This is a genomic window from Dactylosporangium sp. NPDC005572 (assembly GCF_040605515.1).
Taxonomy (GTDB): domain Bacteria; phylum Actinomycetota; class Actinomycetes; order Mycobacteriales; family Micromonosporaceae; genus Dactylosporangium.
In genome coordinates this window covers 18,683-35,504 of sequence record NZ_JBEXCY010000077.1, presented here as the reverse complement: position 1 = coordinate 35,504, position 16,822 = coordinate 18,683, and the positions used below count along the sequence as shown (strand labels likewise).

Below are 16,822 nucleotides of genomic sequence, written 5' to 3'. Positions count from 1 at the left end.
CCAACAGGGCCACGATGCCGGTCGGGTACACGATAGGCTGACCTGTCACGTACCGACCGTGATCAACATGGGGAGGGCTGCCGTGAGCCTGCCGGACTGGGCGCCAGCCGGGGTGGACACGACCGTGCCGAACTCGGCCCGGGTGTACGACTACGCGCTCGGCGGGTACCACAACTTCGCCGTCGACCGGGAGTTCGCCGAACGGGCGATGCAGGCCTGGCCGGGCATCGGCCGGGTCGCGTACGCGAACCGGGCGTATCTGGGCCGGGCCGTGGAGTGGCTCGTCGACGCCGGGGTGCGCCAGTTCCTCGACATCGGCTCGGGCATCCCGACGCTCGGCAACGTCCACGAGGTGGCGCAGGCCCTGGCGCCGGACTCGAAGGTGATGTACGTCGACGTCGACGAGGTCGCCGTCATGCACAGCGAGGCGATCCTGGCCGGCAACCCGCGCGCCGCGGCCGTGCAGGGTGACCTGCGCAAACCTCAGGAGATCCTGGCCAACCCCCGGGTGCAGGAGCTGCTCGACCTCGGCCAGCCGGTGGCGGTGCTGCTCGTGGCGGTCCTGCACTTCATCGGGGACGAGGACGGTCCGGCGGGGATCGTGCGCGAGCTCGGTGACGCGCTCGTCGGCGGCAGCTACGTCGCCGTCTCGCACTTCACCCGGACGACCGGCCTCGACTCCGAGCAGGACCAGGTCACCAAGTTGTACGACCAGACGCCGACCTCGGTGCGCGCCCGCACGCCGCAGCAGGTGGCGGAGATCCTCGGCGGCCTCGAGCTGGTCCCGCCCGGGGTGGTCCCGGCGACGGCGTGGCACCCCGACCCGGAGGTCGACGAGCCGGAGCAGCCGGCCGTCCTCGCCGCCGTCGGTCGCAAACCGGTCGTAAGCTAGCGCGCCCGGTGAAATCTCGACATACTTCACTCGACGCGGCGAGAAAGCGCCCCGAGTCGAATGAGGTCTTCATGCGACAGCGGCCTGCCCACCCGCTTGACGAGCACGAGCCACCGACCCGGGCGTTCGCCCGCACGTGGGCCCAGCGCCTGCACGAGGTCTCCTTCGTGCCGCGGCGGCTGGGCCGCACCATCCCCCTGCTGGAGGACCTGACCGCCCGGCTCGCCGCCGCGCTGACCGGCGACGAGCCCGACCCGGCGGCCGGCCGGTGGGCCGGCACCGCGCTCGTCGAGGCGCAGCTGTGGTCCCCGGCCGCGCTGCGGGTCAGCGTCGAACTGATCCACGAGCGTCTCCGCGGCGACCTCGGCATCACCCACCCGGGGTCCGCCGAGCGACTGGGGTCGCTGCTGGGCGCGTTCACGGAGGCGTTCGCCGAGGGCGTGCGCGCCGTCGCCCTGACCGAGACCGACGACCTGCGCCGCCACGAGCGGGCGAGCGCGCAGCGTGCGGTGCTGCGGGCCGAGCAGCAGCGCCAGCACGCCCTCCTGCACGACCAGGTCTCCGGCCTGCCGAACCGGCACGCGCTCACCGACCACCTGACCGCGCTCGCCGCCAGGTCGGACCGGGTGGCCGTGTGCGTGCTCAACCTGGTCCGCTTCGCCGAGATCAGCGACGCCCTCGGCACCGACCAGGCCGACGCCCTGCTGCGCGAGGTCGGCCTGCGCATGCGCGACCTGACCGACACCCACGGCCACTACGCGGCCCACCTCGGGGGCGACGAGTTCGTCCTGGTGCAGGCGGGCACCCGCGGCCCCGACGACGCGGTCAAGCTGTTCGACCTGGTCCGGGAGTCGCTGGCGTACCCCTGGGGCCCGGCCGCCAGCCCGGTCCAGCTGGACGCGAAGGGCGGCCTGCTGGAGCGCCCGGCGGCGGGCGCGACGGCGAGCGAGCTGCTCCGAACCGCGAAGATGGCCCTGACCTGGGCCAAGAGCGACCCGGTCGGCTCGTCGGCGATGTTCGAGCAGCACCGCCACGACGCCGACCGCCGCCGCCACACCCTGTCCCGCGACCTGCCCGGCGCGGTGCGCCGCGGGACGCTGCGCCTGGCGTACCAGCCGATCGTCCGCCTCACCGACCGGCGGGTCGTCGCCGTGGAGGCCCTGGCCCGCTGGCGGCACCCGCAGCACGGCGAGATCGCCCCGGCGGAGTTCATCCCCCTGGCGGAGCGCATCGGCCTGCTCAACCACCTGATCGGCGCGCAGCTGCGCACCGCCGGCCGCCACGCGCTGCAGTGGCAGCGCCCGGGCCGCCCGGTGCGCCTCAACCTCAACCTGTCGACGGCCCAGCTCACCGACCAGTCCCTGCCGGCGATCGTCGGCGAGGCCCTCGACGAGACGGGCTTCCCGCCGGACCTGCTGACCTTCGAGGTGACGGAGGAGTCGATCACCGCGCCGCAGGCGTCGACCCTGGCGGCGCTGGCCGCGCTGGGCGCGAGCTTCGCGGTCGACGACTTCGGCACCGGATACTCGAACTTCGCCCGGCTGCACGAGGTCAGCCGCACCGCCGTGGCCAGCCTGAAGATCGACCGCTCCCTGCTGGCGAGCTCCGACGTCCTGCTGACCACGCTGGTGACGCTGGCCCACGGGTTACGCCTGCACGCGGTCGCCGAGGGCGTGGAGACCGAGGAGCAGGCCGCCCACGTGCGCAAGCTCGGCTACGACCACGCCCAGGGCATCCTGTTCGGCCCGCCCACCGTGGCCGAGGAAGTCCCCGCGCTCCTCTGATCAGTAGTCCGGGGGCCGGATGAGCTGGGCGTTGACCACCACCGACGGGTCGACGCCGAGGTTGGCCTGGGGCTGGGTGTCCTCCTGGTGCCGGCGGGCCAGGATCGCGGCGCCGGGGCCGTCGCCCTCCTCGATGGCCTGGATCAGCTCGGCGTGGCTGTCGAGGCTGCGCCGGGTCGCGGCCTCGCCGGGGATGCCGCCCTCGATGACCGTGCGGGCGGCCCACTCCTCCTCATGCGCATACCACAGCCCCTCCAGCATGCCCGCGAGCAGCTCGAAGGTCTGGTTCCCGCAGTTGCGCACGAGCGCCTCGTGGAACTCCTTCATGCAGGCCACGAACTTCGCGAAGTCGCCGATGCTCTCCTCGGTGCGGCGCTGGATCTCGCGCAGCGCGGGCACGACCGTCTCCATGCGGTCCGGCCGGGTCGCGCACATCTCGGCGCACACCGGGTCGAGGCGCCGGACGGCCAGGCCCAGGTCCTGCACGCTGACGTTGCGGGACTGCAGCACGAGGCCGAAGACGTAGCCGGCCCGCTCGAGCTGGGGCGGATGCACCTCGGCGCCGCCGCGGTTGCCCCGGCGGATGGTGATGAGCCCCTCGGTCTCCAGCGTGCGCATGGCCTCGCGGACGGAGGGCATGCTGACCCGGAACTCCTCGAACAGGTCGTCCTGCTTCAGCAGCCCCTGCTCCGTGGTCAGATCACCGCGCAGGATCCGGTCACGCAGCTCGTCGGCGAGGCGCTCGCCGACCCGGCGACGCTGCAGCAACGGGCCTTTCGCGCCACGGCCCTGAGCTGGGTCCGCCATGATCTTCGCCTTCCTCATCCATCGACCTGGGAGGGTCGAGCCAGCAGCGCCCGGAACCGGGCCACATTGGCGAGCTTGATGCTCTCATATCCGCGTACCACATCCGGTGCCTGCGCCACCGCCAGGCAGCGGTCCCGGTCGTCGTCCCGGAGCGCGGCGAGCACGGCCGTCGTGTACTCCGGCGGCAGGGATCGCTCGACCCGGCGCACCGCGGCCAGCCCGAACAGGTCCAACGGCGTGCCCCGCACCGTCCGCGCCGCCCGCAGCACGGCGAAGGCGGGCCGGATCCAGCCGCCCAGCGCGAGCTTGCGCCGCAGGCCGAGCGCCCGCAGGAACGGCGGATGGATATGGTACTGCAGCCGCGCCCGGGATCCGCCGCCGCTCGCCTGGCCGGCGAGGTCGACCTTCAGGTGCAGCCGGGCGACCTCGTACTCGTCCTTGTACGCCAGCAGTTTGAACAGGTACCGGGCGAACTCCACGGCCACCGCGTCCGTGCCGAACCGCTCGGACTCGGCGGTCGCGACGCTGCGCACGGCGTCGACGTACCGCCCGGCCAGCCGCGCGTGCTGGTAGTCGACGAGTTCGGCGGCGCGCGGCTCGCCGACCTCCCGCACCGCCGCGGGCAGGCCGGCGGTGTCGAAGAGTTGCCGCGCGACCTCCCGCGCGGCGGGCGTCGGGTCGAGCCCGGCCATCCCGTTCGGCCTCGGCGCGCTCGCCGGTGCCCTGTTCTTCACCCCGCTGCTGTCCTGGACCAACCTGCACACCGGCGCCGTGCCGTGGCTGCTGCTGTCGGGGCTCGAGACGCTGTATTTCGGGCTCGTCGGTGCCGCCTCCGCCTGGACGTCGCCGCTGCTGGAGAAGGGCCGCTGGGCCCGGTGGGCGTGGGTGCCGCTGCTCGCCGCCGTCTGGACCGGGCAGGAGGCGCTGCGTGACCGCACCCCGTTCGGCGGGTTCCCGTGGGGGCGGCTCGCGTTCAGTCAGGACGAGTCGCCGCTGCTGCGCCTCGCCGCGCTCGGCGGGGCACCCCTCGTCACGTTCGCGGTGGCCCTCGCGGGTGCCTTCCTCGCCTACGGCGTGATCCGCGGCCTGACCGCCGGGGTGAAGTGGCGGCTGGGCCCAGGGCTGGTCGCGGCACCCGTCGCGGCCGCGGTGGTGGTCGTCGCCGGGTGGCTCGTGCCGCTGCACGCCCCGACCGGCCCCGCCGTGTACGTGGCGGTCGTGCAGGGCAACGTGCCGCGCCTCGGGCTGGACTTCAACGCCCAGCGGCGGGCTGTGCTCGACAACCACGCCAACGCCACGATCGAGCTCGCCGAGAAGGTCAACGCCGGGCTGGCCCGCCGGCCCGACCTCGTCGTGTGGCCGGAGAACTCCAGCGACATCGACCCGCTGCGCAACCGCGACGCCGCCGCCGTCATCGACCGGGCCGCGCACGCCATCGGCGCGCCGATCCTCGTCGGGGCCGTGCTGTCCAGCGCCGAGAAGGGCGTCGAGAACGTCGGGCTCGTCTGGTCACCCGACCAGCCCGTCGGGGCGGAGATCCCGCAGTACACGAAACGCCACCCGGTGCCGTTCGCGGAGCGGATGCCGCTGCGCGGGATCGCGCGGATGGTGTCGAAGGAGGTCGACCGGGTCACCGACATGACCGCCGGCACCGAGCCGGGCGTGCTCACCGTCGGGCCCGCCGTCGTGGGTGACGTCATCTGCTTCGAGGTCGCCTACGACGACATCGTCCGTGACACCGTCGACGGCGGCGCGCAGCTGCTGGCCGTGCAGACGAACAACGCGACGTTCGACGAGTCCGAGGCGCGGCAGCAGCTCGCGATGGTCCGGTTACGGGCCGTCGAGCACGGCCGGGACGCGCTCATGGCGTCCACGGTGGGTATCTCCGCGTTCGCTGACACCCGCGGCGGCACCCAGAGTGAGACGAGGTTCAATGAGGCGGCGGTCATCCTCGCCGAGCTGCACCTCGGCACAGCCCGTACCCTTGCTACAAGACTCGGCGTGATTCCCGAGTTCGTGATCGTGGTGGCCGCCCTCGCCGGGCTGGCCGCCTGCGCCGAAGTGCGCCGCCGCGACCGGCGGGTGCACCCGAACCCGACAGTGGGCAACAAGGAGGACGTGTGAGCACAACCGACCGAGGCGTGGATCAATACCCCGGAGTCGGCAGGGTCCTCGTCATCATCCCCACCTACAACGAGGCCGAGAACATCCGCCTCATCGTGGACCGGGTCCGCACCGCCGTCCCCGCCGTCGACGTGCTCATCGCCGATGACAACAGCCCCGACGGCACCGGCGCCGTCGCCGACGAGATCGCCGCCGCCGACCCGGCCGTGCACGTGCTGCACCGGCCCGGCAAGCAGGGCCTGGGCGCCGCCTACACCGCCGGGTTCGCGTGGGCCGCCGAACGTGACTACGACGCCGTCGTCGAGATGGACGCCGACGGGTCCCACGCCCCCGAGGAGCTGACCCGGCTGCTCGACGAGCTCGCCGAGCACGACGTCGTCCTCGGCTCCCGCTACGTGCCGGGCGGCAAGACCGTCAACTGGCCCGCGCACCGGCAGGCGATCTCCCGCACCGGGAACCTGTATGTGCGGCTCGCCCTGGGCATGCCGCTGCGGGACGCGACCGGCGGGTACCGGGCGTACCGGACCCCGATCCTCGACAAGATCGAGCTGGGGTCGGTGTCGTCGCAGGGGTACTGCTTCCAGGTCGACCTGGCGTGGCGGGCGTTCAAGGACGGGTTCCGGGTCGCCGAGGTGCCGATCACGTTCACCGAACGTGAGCGCGGCAAGTCGAAGATGAGCTCGTCGATCGTCCGTGAGGCGCTGTGGCGGGTCACCGTGTGGGGGATGACGGCCCGCTGGCAGGCGCTGAAGCGGGTCGTCGCCGGCAACGGGCCGGCGAAAAATCGCCCGGGTGGTCCTGAGAATCTCGCCGGATAGTATTCGTTCATGCGTCCGCTTGCCCTGGCCGCGATCGGCACCCTGTTGCTGGTGATCGCTGAGATCACCGCGTTCGTGCTGGTCGCCCAGGCGATCGGGTGGCCGTGGGCGGTGCTGCTCGGCATCGCCACCGGGTTCGTCGGTGCGTTGCTGCTGCGCCGTGAGGGGATGCGGGCCTGGCGGCGGTTCCGCGCCGCCGTCAACGAGGGCCGCCCGCCCGGCGCCGAGGTCAGCGACGGGCTCACCGGCCTGCTCGGGGCGTTGCTGCTGCTCACCCCCGGGTTCCTCACCGACGCGGCCGGGCTGCTGCTGCTCCTGCCGCCGGTGCGGGCCCTCGCCCGGCGCGCCGTGCGGGGCGCGACCGAGCGGCGGATCTCCGCCGCGGCGGCCGGTGACCTGTTCGGGCCCCGGTTCGTGAAGGCCCAGCGGGCCGACCCGGCCCAGCCCGCCCCGAACTTCTCCGGAGCCTCAGCAGGCCCCGGAGGTGTGGCCGGTGCGCCGGCGGTCGAGGGTGAGGTCGTCGAGGGGGAGATCATCGACCCGCACCCCCGGCGGCCGTGAAAGCCCACCCGATCAGCCTCGACGCGCTCATCGCCGACCTCGTCACCCGCATCGACCGGCTCGACCGGCTCGACCGGCTCGGCCCGTCCAGCGCCGAGGACGCCGCCGTGCGGCCGCGGGTCGGGATCGACGGGCCGCCGACCGCCGGCGGCGCCGACCTCGCCGAAGGGCTCGTGACCGCGGTCCGGCAGCGCGGCGGGTGGGCGCTGCACGTGCCCGCCGCCGGGTTCTGGCGGGCGAACTCGCTGCGGTACGAGCGGGGCAAGACCAACCCCGACGCGTTCTACGAGGACTGGCTCGACCTGGCCGCCCTCACCCGGGAGGTCCTCGCCCCCGCCGGGCCCGGCGGCACCGGCCGGGTCCTGCCGTCGCTGCGTGACCCGGCGACCGACCGGGCCACCCGCGCCGCCTACGTCGACGTCCCCGCCGGCGGGGTCGTCGTCGTCACCGGCGCCCTGCTGCTCGGCGCCGGACTCGGCTTCGACGTCACCGTGCACCTCACCCAGTCCGACGCGGCCCTGGCCCGGCGCACCCCGCCCGAGGCGCAGTGGACGCTGCCCGCGTACACGCGCTACCGCGACGAGGTCATGCCGCAGTACCAGGCCGACCTGGTCGTGCGGGCCGACGACCCGCGGCACCCGGCCCTGGTGCTGGACGCCTGAGTGCTGATGCCTGACTTCCTGCCCGGTCTCGAGCTGTGCGGGACCTTCTACACGGAGGCGGTCCGGCCGCTGCTCGACGCCGCCTACCCGGGGCTGCCGCACGCCGCCGCCCGCATCGGCGCCGGGTCCGAGGTCCTCGGCTACGACTCGCCCCGCTCCACCGACCACGACTGGGGACCGCGCCTCACCCTGTTCGTCGACCCCGCCGACGCGCACCACGGGCCCGCGATCGGTGCGCTGCTGCGCGAGCGGCTGCCGGCGGCGGTGCGGGGCTGGCCGACGAACTTCGCACCGCCCGGCGAACGGGTCCAGGTCATGACCCCGGTCGGCGGGCCGCCGATCCAGCACCGCGTCGACGTCACCACCGTCGCCGCGTTCAGCGGGGCGCAGCTCGGGGTGCCCGGCGGGCCCCGCACCGCCGTCGAGTGGCTCGGCACGCCCGCGCAGCTGCTGCTGGAGACGACCGCCGGTGCGGTGTACCACGACGGGCCCGGCGACCTGACCGCGCTGCGGGAGCGGCTCGCCTGGTATCCCGACGACGTGTGGCGGTACCTGCTCGCCGCCCAGTGGACCCTCATCGCGCAGGAGGAGGCGTTCGTCGGCCGGGCCGGCGAGGCCGGTGACCCGCTCGGCCGGCACGTCCTGACGGCCCGGCTCACCCGCGCGTTGATGCGGCTCGGGCTGCTGCTGCATCGCCGGTACCCGCCGTACAGCAAATGGCTCGGCACCGCCTGGGCCCGGCTCGGCCTCGGCTGGCCGGTCGGCGACCCGGACCGGCTGCCCGACGCCTACGAGGCCGCCGGGCGCGCCCAGAACACGCTGCCGCTCGCCGGCCCGGTCGAGGCGACCCGCCGCGGGTACCACGACCGGCCGTACGAGGTCATCGACGCCGGCCGGTTCGCGGCCGCGCTCACCGGCCGCATCACCGAGCCTGCCCTGACCGGGCTGCCGCTCATCGGCGGGATTGACCAGTACGCCGACAGCACCGACGTCCTCACCCGCCCCGCCCTCTGCCAGGCGATCATGGCGGCGGCGTATTCAGCCCTGCGCGGACCGGCCCCGGGCGGCCCGCCCGGCGGGATAGCTTAGGAGCGGTGAAGACGTTCTGGGTCGACCGCGACCACGACCGGTATCGGCAGCGCGTCCACACCGGCGTGGGCCTGTTCGCCGAGGCCCTCGGCGACATCGCACCCGTCTCGTTCGCGTGCGCCGCCTGGATCCTCGCCACCCCGCCCGTCCTCGACCCCGGCTACGTGCGCTGGCACCGGCGCGTCCTCACCGCCACCTGCAGCCGCAACCCGTTCGACGGTGGCCTCACCGCCCGCGTCGAGCTCGTCTCACCCCTGCCGGCCGAGCTGACCACCAACCGGTCCTGGTGGCGTGACCGCGGCTGGCGCGGCTGGCCGGAACTGTTCGGGCAGTTCGTCCAGCCCGCCGACCGGGACCTCAGCCGCCACCCGCACCTGCGGGCCACCCTGCTCGTCGAGGCGCCGCTGCCCCTGGACGGGCTGCCCGTCGCGCCCGAGCGCACCGACAGCGCCGAGGACATCGCCGCCGCCGCCGAACGGGCCGTCACCGTCCTCGTCCGTGACCTCGGCGACCTCGTCGGGCCGGTCCTGCAGCAGCTCGACACGGACCGGGCCATCACCTGACGCCGATATCCCGGTTGCGGCCCGGCGGGCGAATTGGCAAGGTCCACCCGTGGACGTGCGACCCCTCAACGGCGACGACTGGCAGCTCAAACGGGACCTGCGCCTCGCCGCGCTCAAGGACAGCCCATCGGCGTTCGCGAGTACGTACGCGCGGGAGGAGCACCGCTCCGAGCTTGAGTGGCGGGACTGGCCGCATCCCGGCGCGTACTTCTGCGCGTTCGGCGCCGGCGGTGTCCCGCTCGGCATCGCCGGGTCCTGGGTCAGCGCCGCCGAACCCGACATCACCCACCTGATCAGCATGTGGGTCGCGCCTGAGGCGCGGGGCCGGCGGGTCGCCGCGGCGCTCGTCGACGCCGTCGTCGGCTGGGCCGGCGAGTACGGGTCAGCGGCCGTCGAGCTGGAGGTCGCCGCCGGCAACGACGCGGCGATGACGGCGTACCTGCGGTGCGGGTTCGCGGTCACCGACCGGGAGCCGTTCACCGTCGGCGGGACGGTCCTGGTCCGGCACCTGCCCGGTTTGTCCGGTCGGTAGGGCCTGCGGCTACGGAGGCGGCGGCTGCGTCACGAAGGTGCCTGGAGGCGGTCGCTGCTCGGCCATCGCCTCGCCTGCGGTCAGTCTGGCCCGCAGGCGGATGACGGTGCCCGGGGCCAGACCCGCCACGAGCCGGCTCGGTACGGCGAGTTCGAGACGCTGCCCGACGTACCGGGAGAGCAGGTCGGCGCAGCCGGTGACCGGCTGCGCGTGCAGTACGTCGACGGCCGAGCGGTCCCAGCCCTCCAGCCGCGGATGCGGACCCGTCGTGACCAGGCGGGTGGTCAGCGCAGTGAGGTTCTCGACCGCCTGCACCATGGCTGTGGCGTCCTACGGCCGCCGGTAGGCGTGGCCGACGCTCACCGCGGACTCCGGGCCTCCTGGCGCACCGTTGCGCTCCGGCCGCTGGCCGCCGTCGAGGACCGGCTCGGCGGACCTGCGCGCATCGCCGGCCACGACCTGTTCCAGCGCCTCGACCCGCGCGTGCAGGGCGGGAATCAGCTCGGCCAGCCCGACCTCGCCGTCGACCCTGGCCCGCGCGGCGGCGGCGATCGGCAGATGGACCGGTCCGGGCACGGAGACCGCGACGGTGGCCGTCATCGTGGGGGCGGACGCGGAGATGCCGGTGATGGAGACGCCGGTCGGGGCGCCTGCGTACGAGTGCGAACCGGGGGTGCTCGTCGCAGTGAAGACGGGGTTCGCGGTGCTTCCGGGGTAGGCGTCGCCGGGGTCGCCGCGGTTCGCCGACCACTCGAGGTCCCGCTGGTTGTCGGCCTGCACGAGTCCCACCAGGTAGTGAGACTCGTCGGTGTTGTCCGGCTGGTTCTCGTCGATGTGCCAGATCAGCAGCCCGGCGCCGGGCAGCGCCGCGTCGTAGCCGGTGCGCTGGCGGTTCTCGACGAGGAAGTACTCGCTGCCTGGCAGCCCGCCGGTCCACAGCCGGTGCACGCGGAAGCTGTGTTTCACGTCGGGGATGGACAGTGTCGTGGAGCCGGCGACGTTGGCCACCGTCGCCCAGCCCTGATCGACCTTGCACCAGGCCGACGGGTGCGTCGGCACGTCGCCGCCGCCGCCCCATGAACCGCTGCCCATCAGGCACCAGTTGCCGACGCCCTCCGAAGAGCCGTCGGTGTCGTACAGGTCGGGGAAGCCGAACAGCAGATGTCCCAGCTCGTGGGCGCAGACACCGATTCTGGCGTCCTCGGGGATGGTGAGATAGGCGAAGATGCGCGCGCCGTCCGCGTTGTAGGCGCTCGGCAGGGTCCACTTGTGCGACCAGATGTCCCCGGGGTTGCCGGTGACTTCGCCGCCGGGTCCCGCGTGCACGATGATGAAGGCGTCGACGAACCCGTTCCCGTCGTTGTCGTACGGCGCGTAGTTGATCTGGGGGTCGGCGGTCATGGCGGCGTCCTGGGCCATGAGGTGCGCCCGGGGCTGTCCGGACGGTCGGCCGATGCCGAAGTTGTCGTTCGCGTACCAGGAGAGTTTCTTCGGCAGCCGGACGGGCCCGACGACCTCGCCGACGATGTCGACCAGACCGTGCGTCACTTCTCGGAAGTACTCGCGGACACTGCCGTGCGGCAGCACACCGATCGAGAAGAACATGTCCTCGAAGTGCTGCTCGCTGCTCGTCATCTCCTTGTCGCCGAAGTCGGCGAGGACGACAACGACGCGCACGGTGCCGGTGAGCGGCGCGCGCTCGGCGGCCGCGGCGGCGATGGCGGCGCGCGGCGTGCCGACCGGGAACTCGTCGGGAGGGATGATCGTGCCGTCGTCGAACCCGAGGTGGCGCGGAGTGCCGCCCACGACGAGCTGGCTGCCGAGCGGCGAGGCGCCGCGGATGCGCTGCAGGTCTTCCTGGAGCCGCTCACGCAGTTCCGGGCTGGGGGACACGGCGCAGAAGTCGGACCAGACGGCGACAGCGGCGGCCCGGTGAGCAAGGCGGTCGGCCATGATGGTTCCCCTCAGAAGGACGGACAACCGCAGGCTAACGCGAAACGTGCAGGCTGTCGGGGACTCTTCGGACGACGGCGCGACGTTCACCCCCGGCGACGATGGAGGTGCTCACCGCACCGGCACGTCCGATCCCGACGCTGCCCCGCGCCGACCGTGACGTTGCGTCCCGGCGTTCCGCACCGGCCGGGCCGCCAGCAGCACGGCGCCGACCGCGGCGGCCACCAGCTGGCTGCCGGCCAGGACCGCCGCCACGACCGCGACCGGTGCGTCCGCGAACAGCGAGAACGACGCCGCGCCCACCGCCGCGCCGGTCAGCTTCAACCCGGCGCCCAGCGTGAACACCTGCGTGCGGGTGTGTGGCGGGGCCTGGGCCGCGCGGACCTGCAGTACCGACGCCAGGAGCGGACCGTCGAAGAACCCGGCGACGGCGAACAACCCGACCAGCACCGGCCACGACGACGTGAACGGCACCGCCGCCAGCGCCGCACCGCACGCCGCGAGACACCCGAGCACCACCCGGTGCGCCGGCCACCGCGGCGGGTGCCGCGCCACCAGCAGCGACCCCGCCAGCGCCCCGACCCCCAGCGCCGTCACGAGCAGCCCGCCGCCGGCGGCGTGGCCGGCGCCGGCACCCAGCAGCACCGCCACCGGCGTCAGGATGCCCAGCCCGAACGCCTGGAACACGGTCGCCACGGTCACGGCCCGCAGCACCCGGTCCACGACCACGGCCCGGAACCCGTCGCGCAGGTCGTCGACGAACCGTGCCTCCCGCGTCCGGTGCGGTTTACCGCCCACACTCAGCAGCAGTACAGCGGCCGCCACGCCCGCCCCCGCGAGCACCACGGCGGCCGGTGCCACCCCGGCCCACGCCACCAGCCCCGCCGCGACGGCCGGCCCGGCGATCTCCGCCACGTTGTACGTCGCCGCGTCCAGCCCCCGCGCCCGGGTCAGCCGCTCGGCGGGGACCACGTCGTCGAGCCGGCTCGACAGCCCGCCGAACACCATCGGCCCGCAACACCCGGCCACCAGCGCCAGGACGAGGACCAGCGGCATCGGGGCACGGCCGAGCAGCAGCAGCACCCCGCCGAGCGCGACACCGAACACGCCCGCGAACCCGGCGTGCACCAGCCGCGGATTGCGGGCCCGGTCGGTGATCAGCCCCACGAACGGTCCCGCGGCCAGCTGCGGCACCAGCAGCGCGGCCATCGCGAGCGCGCCGCGGGCCGGGCCGCCGTACGCGTGGACCGAGGCCAGGACCGCCACCACCGCCCCACCCGAGTCGGCCGTGCGGGCGAGGGTCGCGGCCGTCAGCAGCCGGGCAAGGGGACCGAACACCGGCCCCACGGTAACGGACGCACGGCCGTCGACTCCTTCCGATTTCCGCCGGCCGCGCGGTGTCAGCGGCGCCGGGGGCGAGTGGCCCGCTTCCCTGGTGCTTCGGCCGCCCTGGACGCCGCGGGGTCGGGCGGCGGCGGTGGCGTCCAGTGGGCCGGGCGGGTCAGGCGGGGCGGGATCGTTGTCGCGGCGTCGCCGCGGGACGCGTCGAGCTGGGACTGGATGAGGAACAGCGCACCGTCGAGGCGGGCGTCCCGCACGTCCGCGCCGCGCAGGTCGGCGCCGATCACGTCGGCGGCCCGCAGGTCCGCGCGGCGCAGGTCCGCACCGACCAGCAGCGCGCCCCGCAGCGCGGCGCCGCGCAGGTCCGCCCCGCGCAGGTCCGCGCCCATCAGGTCCAGCGGGAGGGGCGCGGCGCGGTACCCGGCGCGGGCCGCCTCGCTCGCCTCGCGCAGCAGCGGCACGCAGCGCTGCCGGTGCGTCTCCACGTCGACCGCCGCCAATGTCGGGGCATCCAGGGCCGTCAGCGTGTCCGTCTCGGCCAGCGCGCCGTCCAGGGCGGCGGCCAGCGGCGCGGGGACGGGGAGGGAGCGGGCTTCCCCGAGGTACCAGAGAAGCTCGTGCAGCTGCCGCATCACCGTGAAGGCGGCGAACATCGGCGCGGCCGAGGACGGGTCCGTGCGCCAGTCACGGCCGGCGAACGTCACCTGCGCCACGTGCTGGCCGGCGCCGAAACAGTCGTACACCGTGCAGCCCACGAACCCGCGCTCCCGCAGGGTGGTGTGGATGCCGCAGCCGAAGCCGGCGCCGAGGTTCGGGCATGCGTGGCCGGCCGGCTTGTCGATCGCGAAGTCACTGGACCGGGCGAACGCGGGCGCCACGCAGCACAGGCCGAAACAGCGGCTGCAGTCGGCCTTGAGCCGTTCGGCCACGGGTTCCTCCACGGGGTACTGCCGCAAAAGGCCCCGGCGACCGGGTGGTGGTCGCCGGGGCCCTGCGCGTGTTGATGGCGGATGCTGCGGTGCTGCGTCAGGCCGAGCGGCCGCGGCGGAGGCGAACCTCTTCCAGGCGCTCGTTGAGGATGTCCTCGAGCTCCGCGATCGAACGGCGCTCGAGCAGCATGTCCCAGTGGGTGCGCGGGGGCTTGGCCTTCTTCTGCTCCGGCTCGCTGCCGTCAACCAGCCGGGCCACGGAGCCGTCGAACTTGCACTCCCAGGTCATCGGGACCTCGGCGTCGACAGCGAACGGCACCTCGAACTGATGCCCCTTGGCGCACAGGTATTCACGGGTCTGACGCGGAGCCAGCTCGGTGTTGCGGTCGGACTCGTAGCTGACGGCTCCGAGACGGCTGCCGCGCAGCATGCGCTCGCCCATGGTTGGTCTTCCCCTTCGAATCGTGTTGCGCTTCGCTGTAACCAACGACGCCGAGTGGTTTGACGATTCCCACTGCGGGCGGGCAGATTACACGACCTCCCCGGGACAGCGGTAGGGGAGTCGCCGGGTCGGTACCCTGATTTTACGTTGGGTTTCCATGATCGACCAGTTTGCCGAAATCGTGGCGAGTCTCACCCAACGTAGTTTCGGCAGGTCACCCGCACAACTGACCCTACTCACCCGGCCGGGTCGCGCCCGGTTCCCGACACGCTGAGCCGGGTGACGGCCTCAGTGAGCCGGATCACCTGCCCGCGCAGATCATCCGCCCACCCGTTCACCCGATCCACCTCCGCCCGCAGCCGGGTCAGCTCCTCCCGCGCCGCGATGAGCCCGGCCTCGGCCGCCGCCGCCCGCGCCCCTTCGGCATCGAGCCGCCGCTGCAGCCGGTTCTCGACCTCGGCCCGCTCCCGGGCGCTCTTCTGCACCGCGGCGAGCGCGGCGTCGCGTTCCCGCAGCGCCGCCCCGGCCGCGTCCCGGGCGGTGTCCCGCTCCCGGTACGCCTCCGCCCGCAGCGCCCCCTCGGTCGCCGCCTCCCGCCGCGCGGTGTCCCGCTCGACGATGGCGGCGGCGAGCGCCGCGTCGATCTGCCGCGCCGCCTCCTGCGCCGCCGCGACCGCATGCCCGGCCCGCTCCTCGACGGCACCGGCCCGGGCGGCCGCGTCCTGGGCCGCCGACTCGGCGTCGCGCGCCTGCGCTTCGGCGGCCCGCACGACCGCCGCCATGCTGTCGACCTCGCGCCGCGCCTCGTCCCGGGCCGCCTGCACCTCGGCAGCGGCTTCGGCCCGGGCGGCTTCCATTCCGGCCGCGGCTGCGTCCCGGGCCGCGTCGACCGCTGCTGTGGCCGCCGTGCGGGTCGTCTCGATCTCCGCCGCCGCCTCCGCCCGGGCGGCCTCGATCTCGCGGGCCGCCCCGGTTCGAACCGCCTCGGCCTCGGTTGCCGCTGCTGTCTGCGCCGCCTCGATCTCGCGGGCCGCTTCGGCCGCGACCTCGGCGGCCCGGCGCTCCGCGAACGTCTCGGCCGCCGCCGCCCGGGTCTGGGCCGCCGTCACGGCCTCGTCGGCGTCGGCGGTGGCCTGCGCCGTGGCGGCCTCCGCGTCCACGGCCCGGCGCCGCTCGGCCGCCAGGGCCGCCCGCGACGCGGTCAGCTGCTCCCGTGCGTCGTCCCGCTGGGCGTGGGCGGCGACGAGGTCGTTCGCCGCTTCCGCGCGGGTCTCCGCGATCCGCCGCTCCACGCCGGCCGGCGACAGCTCCTCGTGCAGCGCCTCGACGAGCGTCTCCACGACCTGATCCAGGCGCTCGGCGACCTCGAACGCCCGCGCGACCTGGCCGGCCAGGCCGGGGGAGGAGCGCTGCCGCATCCGCGCGTTGCGGGCGTTGCGCTGGCACTCGCCGTCGTTGTCGCGGCAGTACCGGAACGGCCGCCCGGCCGCGTTGCGCTGCGGGACGGGTCGGCCGCAGTACGCGCACGGCCGCTCTTCGGCGGGCTCGTCACTGGGTATCCGTACATCGATCCGGGACGACGTCACGCCCGAGAGCGTAGGCGTCCGCGAACATCTCCAGCCGCACGACACGCCGAAGTTGCCGAATTTTCATTACCGATAATTCGATAATCCAACCATAAGTGGATACACCATAATGACTGTTATGCGCGGCAGGGCCACGACAAGCCGCCGCCGGGACGAACAGTGACGCCGTGGGATCGTTCCGCTGCCGCGACGGCGCCGTGACCGGCGGGCGCGACGCTGGAGCCATGCGACGCACGGGGGCAATCGTCGTCATCTCCGCGCTGGCGCTGGCCGGGCTCACCGGCTGCAGCGCGGCCGTCGAAGGCATCGCCGGAGTCCGGGTCGACGCCGACGGGCAACTCGTCGGGATCCTCGACTGGTGCCCGGGCAAACCCGGCGCCGACACGATCGTGCTGTACAAAGGCGGCGACGGAGGCGTCACCGACGAGGTGGTCGAGCTCGACCGGCCCGCCGGGCCGGACACCCGCACCGCCGAGGACGTCGTGCTGCTCGCACCCGCCGGCGGCTGGCAGACCAGGCGGGCACCGGCCGCGCTCGACGACGACCAGCTGTACGACCTGCGCGCCTGGAACAGCAACGACGCCGCCGTAGACGACTTCCCGTTCCGGATCGGCGAGCTGCGCGGCCGGGCCGGGCGCGACACGATCCTCACGAAGCAGTGGGACGGCAAACGGTACGTCGCGACGTTCCACACGCCCGAGGACTTCGCGACCTACGCCGACTCGCGCTGCGACTGACC

The 16,822-nt window shown here is 74.0% G+C and carries 18 protein-coding genes; 10 read left to right on the top strand and 8 right to left on the bottom strand.

Going from position 1 to position 16,822, the window contains the following annotated elements; genetic code table 11:
• The first annotated feature begins 82 nt into the window (after window positions 1–82).
• Both ABZS66_RS31080 and ABZS66_RS31075 read left to right on the top strand, forming a co-directional pair.
• On the top strand, window positions 83–892 hold the full coding sequence (locus ABZS66_RS31080; protein WP_354763876.1) for an SAM-dependent methyltransferase: 810 nt from the start codon (window positions 83–85) through the stop codon (window positions 890–892).
• A gap of 71 nt (window positions 893–963) precedes the next feature.
• Entirely contained in the window at window positions 964–2,676 is a 1,713-nt protein-coding gene (locus tag ABZS66_RS31075) for a bifunctional diguanylate cyclase/phosphodiesterase (RefSeq protein ID WP_354763840.1), read from the top strand.
• Here ABZS66_RS31075 and ABZS66_RS31070 read toward each other — a convergent pair whose 3' ends face one another.
• Window positions 2,677–3,501, bottom strand: a complete 825-nt coding sequence (locus ABZS66_RS31070; RefSeq protein ID WP_354763838.1) for an FCD domain-containing protein — start codon at window positions 3,499–3,501, stop codon at window positions 2,677–2,679.
• Window positions 3,498–4,175 (bottom strand): DUF6537 domain-containing protein, encoded by a 678-nt coding sequence (locus tag ABZS66_RS31065; protein ID WP_354763836.1) that lies wholly within the window; start codon window positions 4,173–4,175, stop codon window positions 3,498–3,500. The genes ABZS66_RS31070 and ABZS66_RS31065 overlap by 4 nt, the downstream gene beginning before the upstream one ends.
• Here ABZS66_RS31065 and lnt point away from each other — a divergent pair.
• The 7 genes from lnt to ABZS66_RS31030 are packed head-to-tail and all read left to right on the top strand — an operon-like array spanning window position 4,174 to window position 9,832.
• The gene (gene lnt, locus ABZS66_RS31060) at window positions 4,174–5,607 is read left to right on the top strand and encodes an apolipoprotein N-acyltransferase (RefSeq protein ID WP_354763874.1); all 1,434 of its coding nucleotides are present in this window, start codon (window positions 4,174–4,176) and stop codon (window positions 5,605–5,607) included. The genes ABZS66_RS31065 and lnt overlap by 2 nt on opposite strands.
• Entirely contained in the window at window positions 5,604–6,425 is an 822-nt protein-coding gene (locus ABZS66_RS31055; protein WP_354763834.1) for a polyprenol monophosphomannose synthase, read from the top strand. Before lnt ends, ABZS66_RS31055 begins: the two co-directional genes overlap by 4 nt.
• A gap of 9 nt (window positions 6,426–6,434) precedes the next feature.
• Window positions 6,435–6,986: an FxsA family protein gene (locus ABZS66_RS31050; RefSeq protein WP_354763832.1), complete on the top strand. Its 552-nt coding sequence runs from the start codon at window positions 6,435–6,437 to the stop codon at window positions 6,984–6,986.
• On the top strand, window positions 6,983–7,648 hold the full coding sequence (locus tag ABZS66_RS31045; RefSeq protein WP_354763830.1) for a uridine kinase: 666 nt from the start codon (window positions 6,983–6,985) through the stop codon (window positions 7,646–7,648). Before ABZS66_RS31050 ends, ABZS66_RS31045 begins: the two co-directional genes overlap by 4 nt.
• Window positions 7,649–7,654: 6 nt before the next feature.
• Window positions 7,655–8,737 (top strand): DUF4037 domain-containing protein, encoded by a 1,083-nt coding sequence (locus tag ABZS66_RS31040; protein WP_354763828.1) that lies wholly within the window; start codon window positions 7,655–7,657, stop codon window positions 8,735–8,737.
• Between the two features lie 5 nt (window positions 8,738–8,742).
• On the top strand, window positions 8,743–9,300 hold the full coding sequence (locus ABZS66_RS31035; protein ID WP_354763826.1) for a hypothetical protein: 558 nt from the start codon (window positions 8,743–8,745) through the stop codon (window positions 9,298–9,300).
• Window positions 9,301–9,349: 49 nt separating this feature from the next.
• On the top strand, window positions 9,350–9,832 hold the full coding sequence (locus tag ABZS66_RS31030) for a GNAT family N-acetyltransferase (protein WP_354763824.1): 483 nt from the start codon (window positions 9,350–9,352) through the stop codon (window positions 9,830–9,832).
• A 9-nt stretch (window positions 9,833–9,841) separates the two neighbouring features.
• Here the strand turns inward: ABZS66_RS31030 and ABZS66_RS31025 are convergent, their stop codons facing one another.
• From ABZS66_RS31025 to ABZS66_RS31000, 6 genes are all read right to left on the bottom strand, one after another.
• Window positions 9,842–10,150: a hypothetical protein gene (locus ABZS66_RS31025; protein ID WP_354763822.1), complete on the bottom strand. Its 309-nt coding sequence runs from the start codon at window positions 10,148–10,150 to the stop codon at window positions 9,842–9,844.
• A gap of 12 nt (window positions 10,151–10,162) precedes the next feature.
• A complete protein-coding gene (locus ABZS66_RS31020) occupies window positions 10,163–11,785 on the bottom strand; it encodes a M6 family metalloprotease domain-containing protein (RefSeq protein ID WP_354763820.1) in 1,623 nt (540 codons plus the stop codon).
• Window positions 11,786–11,896: 111 nt separating this feature from the next.
• Window positions 11,897–13,123 carry an MFS transporter gene (locus ABZS66_RS31015; RefSeq protein ID WP_354763818.1) on the bottom strand — a complete coding sequence of 409 codons (1,227 nt, stop codon included), beginning with the start codon at window positions 13,121–13,123 and terminating at the stop codon, window positions 11,897–11,899.
• 62 nt (window positions 13,124–13,185) lie between these two features.
• Complete coding sequence (locus tag ABZS66_RS31010; protein WP_354763816.1) at window positions 13,186–14,055, bottom strand: pentapeptide repeat-containing protein; 870 nt, start codon at window positions 14,053–14,055, stop codon at window positions 13,186–13,188.
• A 97-nt stretch (window positions 14,056–14,152) separates the two neighbouring features.
• Complete coding sequence (locus ABZS66_RS31005) at window positions 14,153–14,497, bottom strand: RNA polymerase-binding protein RbpA (protein ID WP_190257344.1); 345 nt, start codon at window positions 14,495–14,497, stop codon at window positions 14,153–14,155.
• Between the two features lie 236 nt (window positions 14,498–14,733).
• On the bottom strand, window positions 14,734–16,083 hold the full coding sequence (locus ABZS66_RS31000; RefSeq protein WP_354763814.1) for a hypothetical protein: 1,350 nt from the start codon (window positions 16,081–16,083) through the stop codon (window positions 14,734–14,736).
• Between the two features lie 224 nt (window positions 16,084–16,307).
• Between ABZS66_RS31000 and ABZS66_RS30995 the strand changes: the two genes are divergently transcribed.
• Window positions 16,308–16,820 (top strand): hypothetical protein, encoded by a 513-nt coding sequence (locus ABZS66_RS30995; RefSeq protein ID WP_354763812.1) that lies wholly within the window; start codon window positions 16,308–16,310, stop codon window positions 16,818–16,820.
• Window positions 16,821–16,822: the final 2 nt, after the last annotated feature.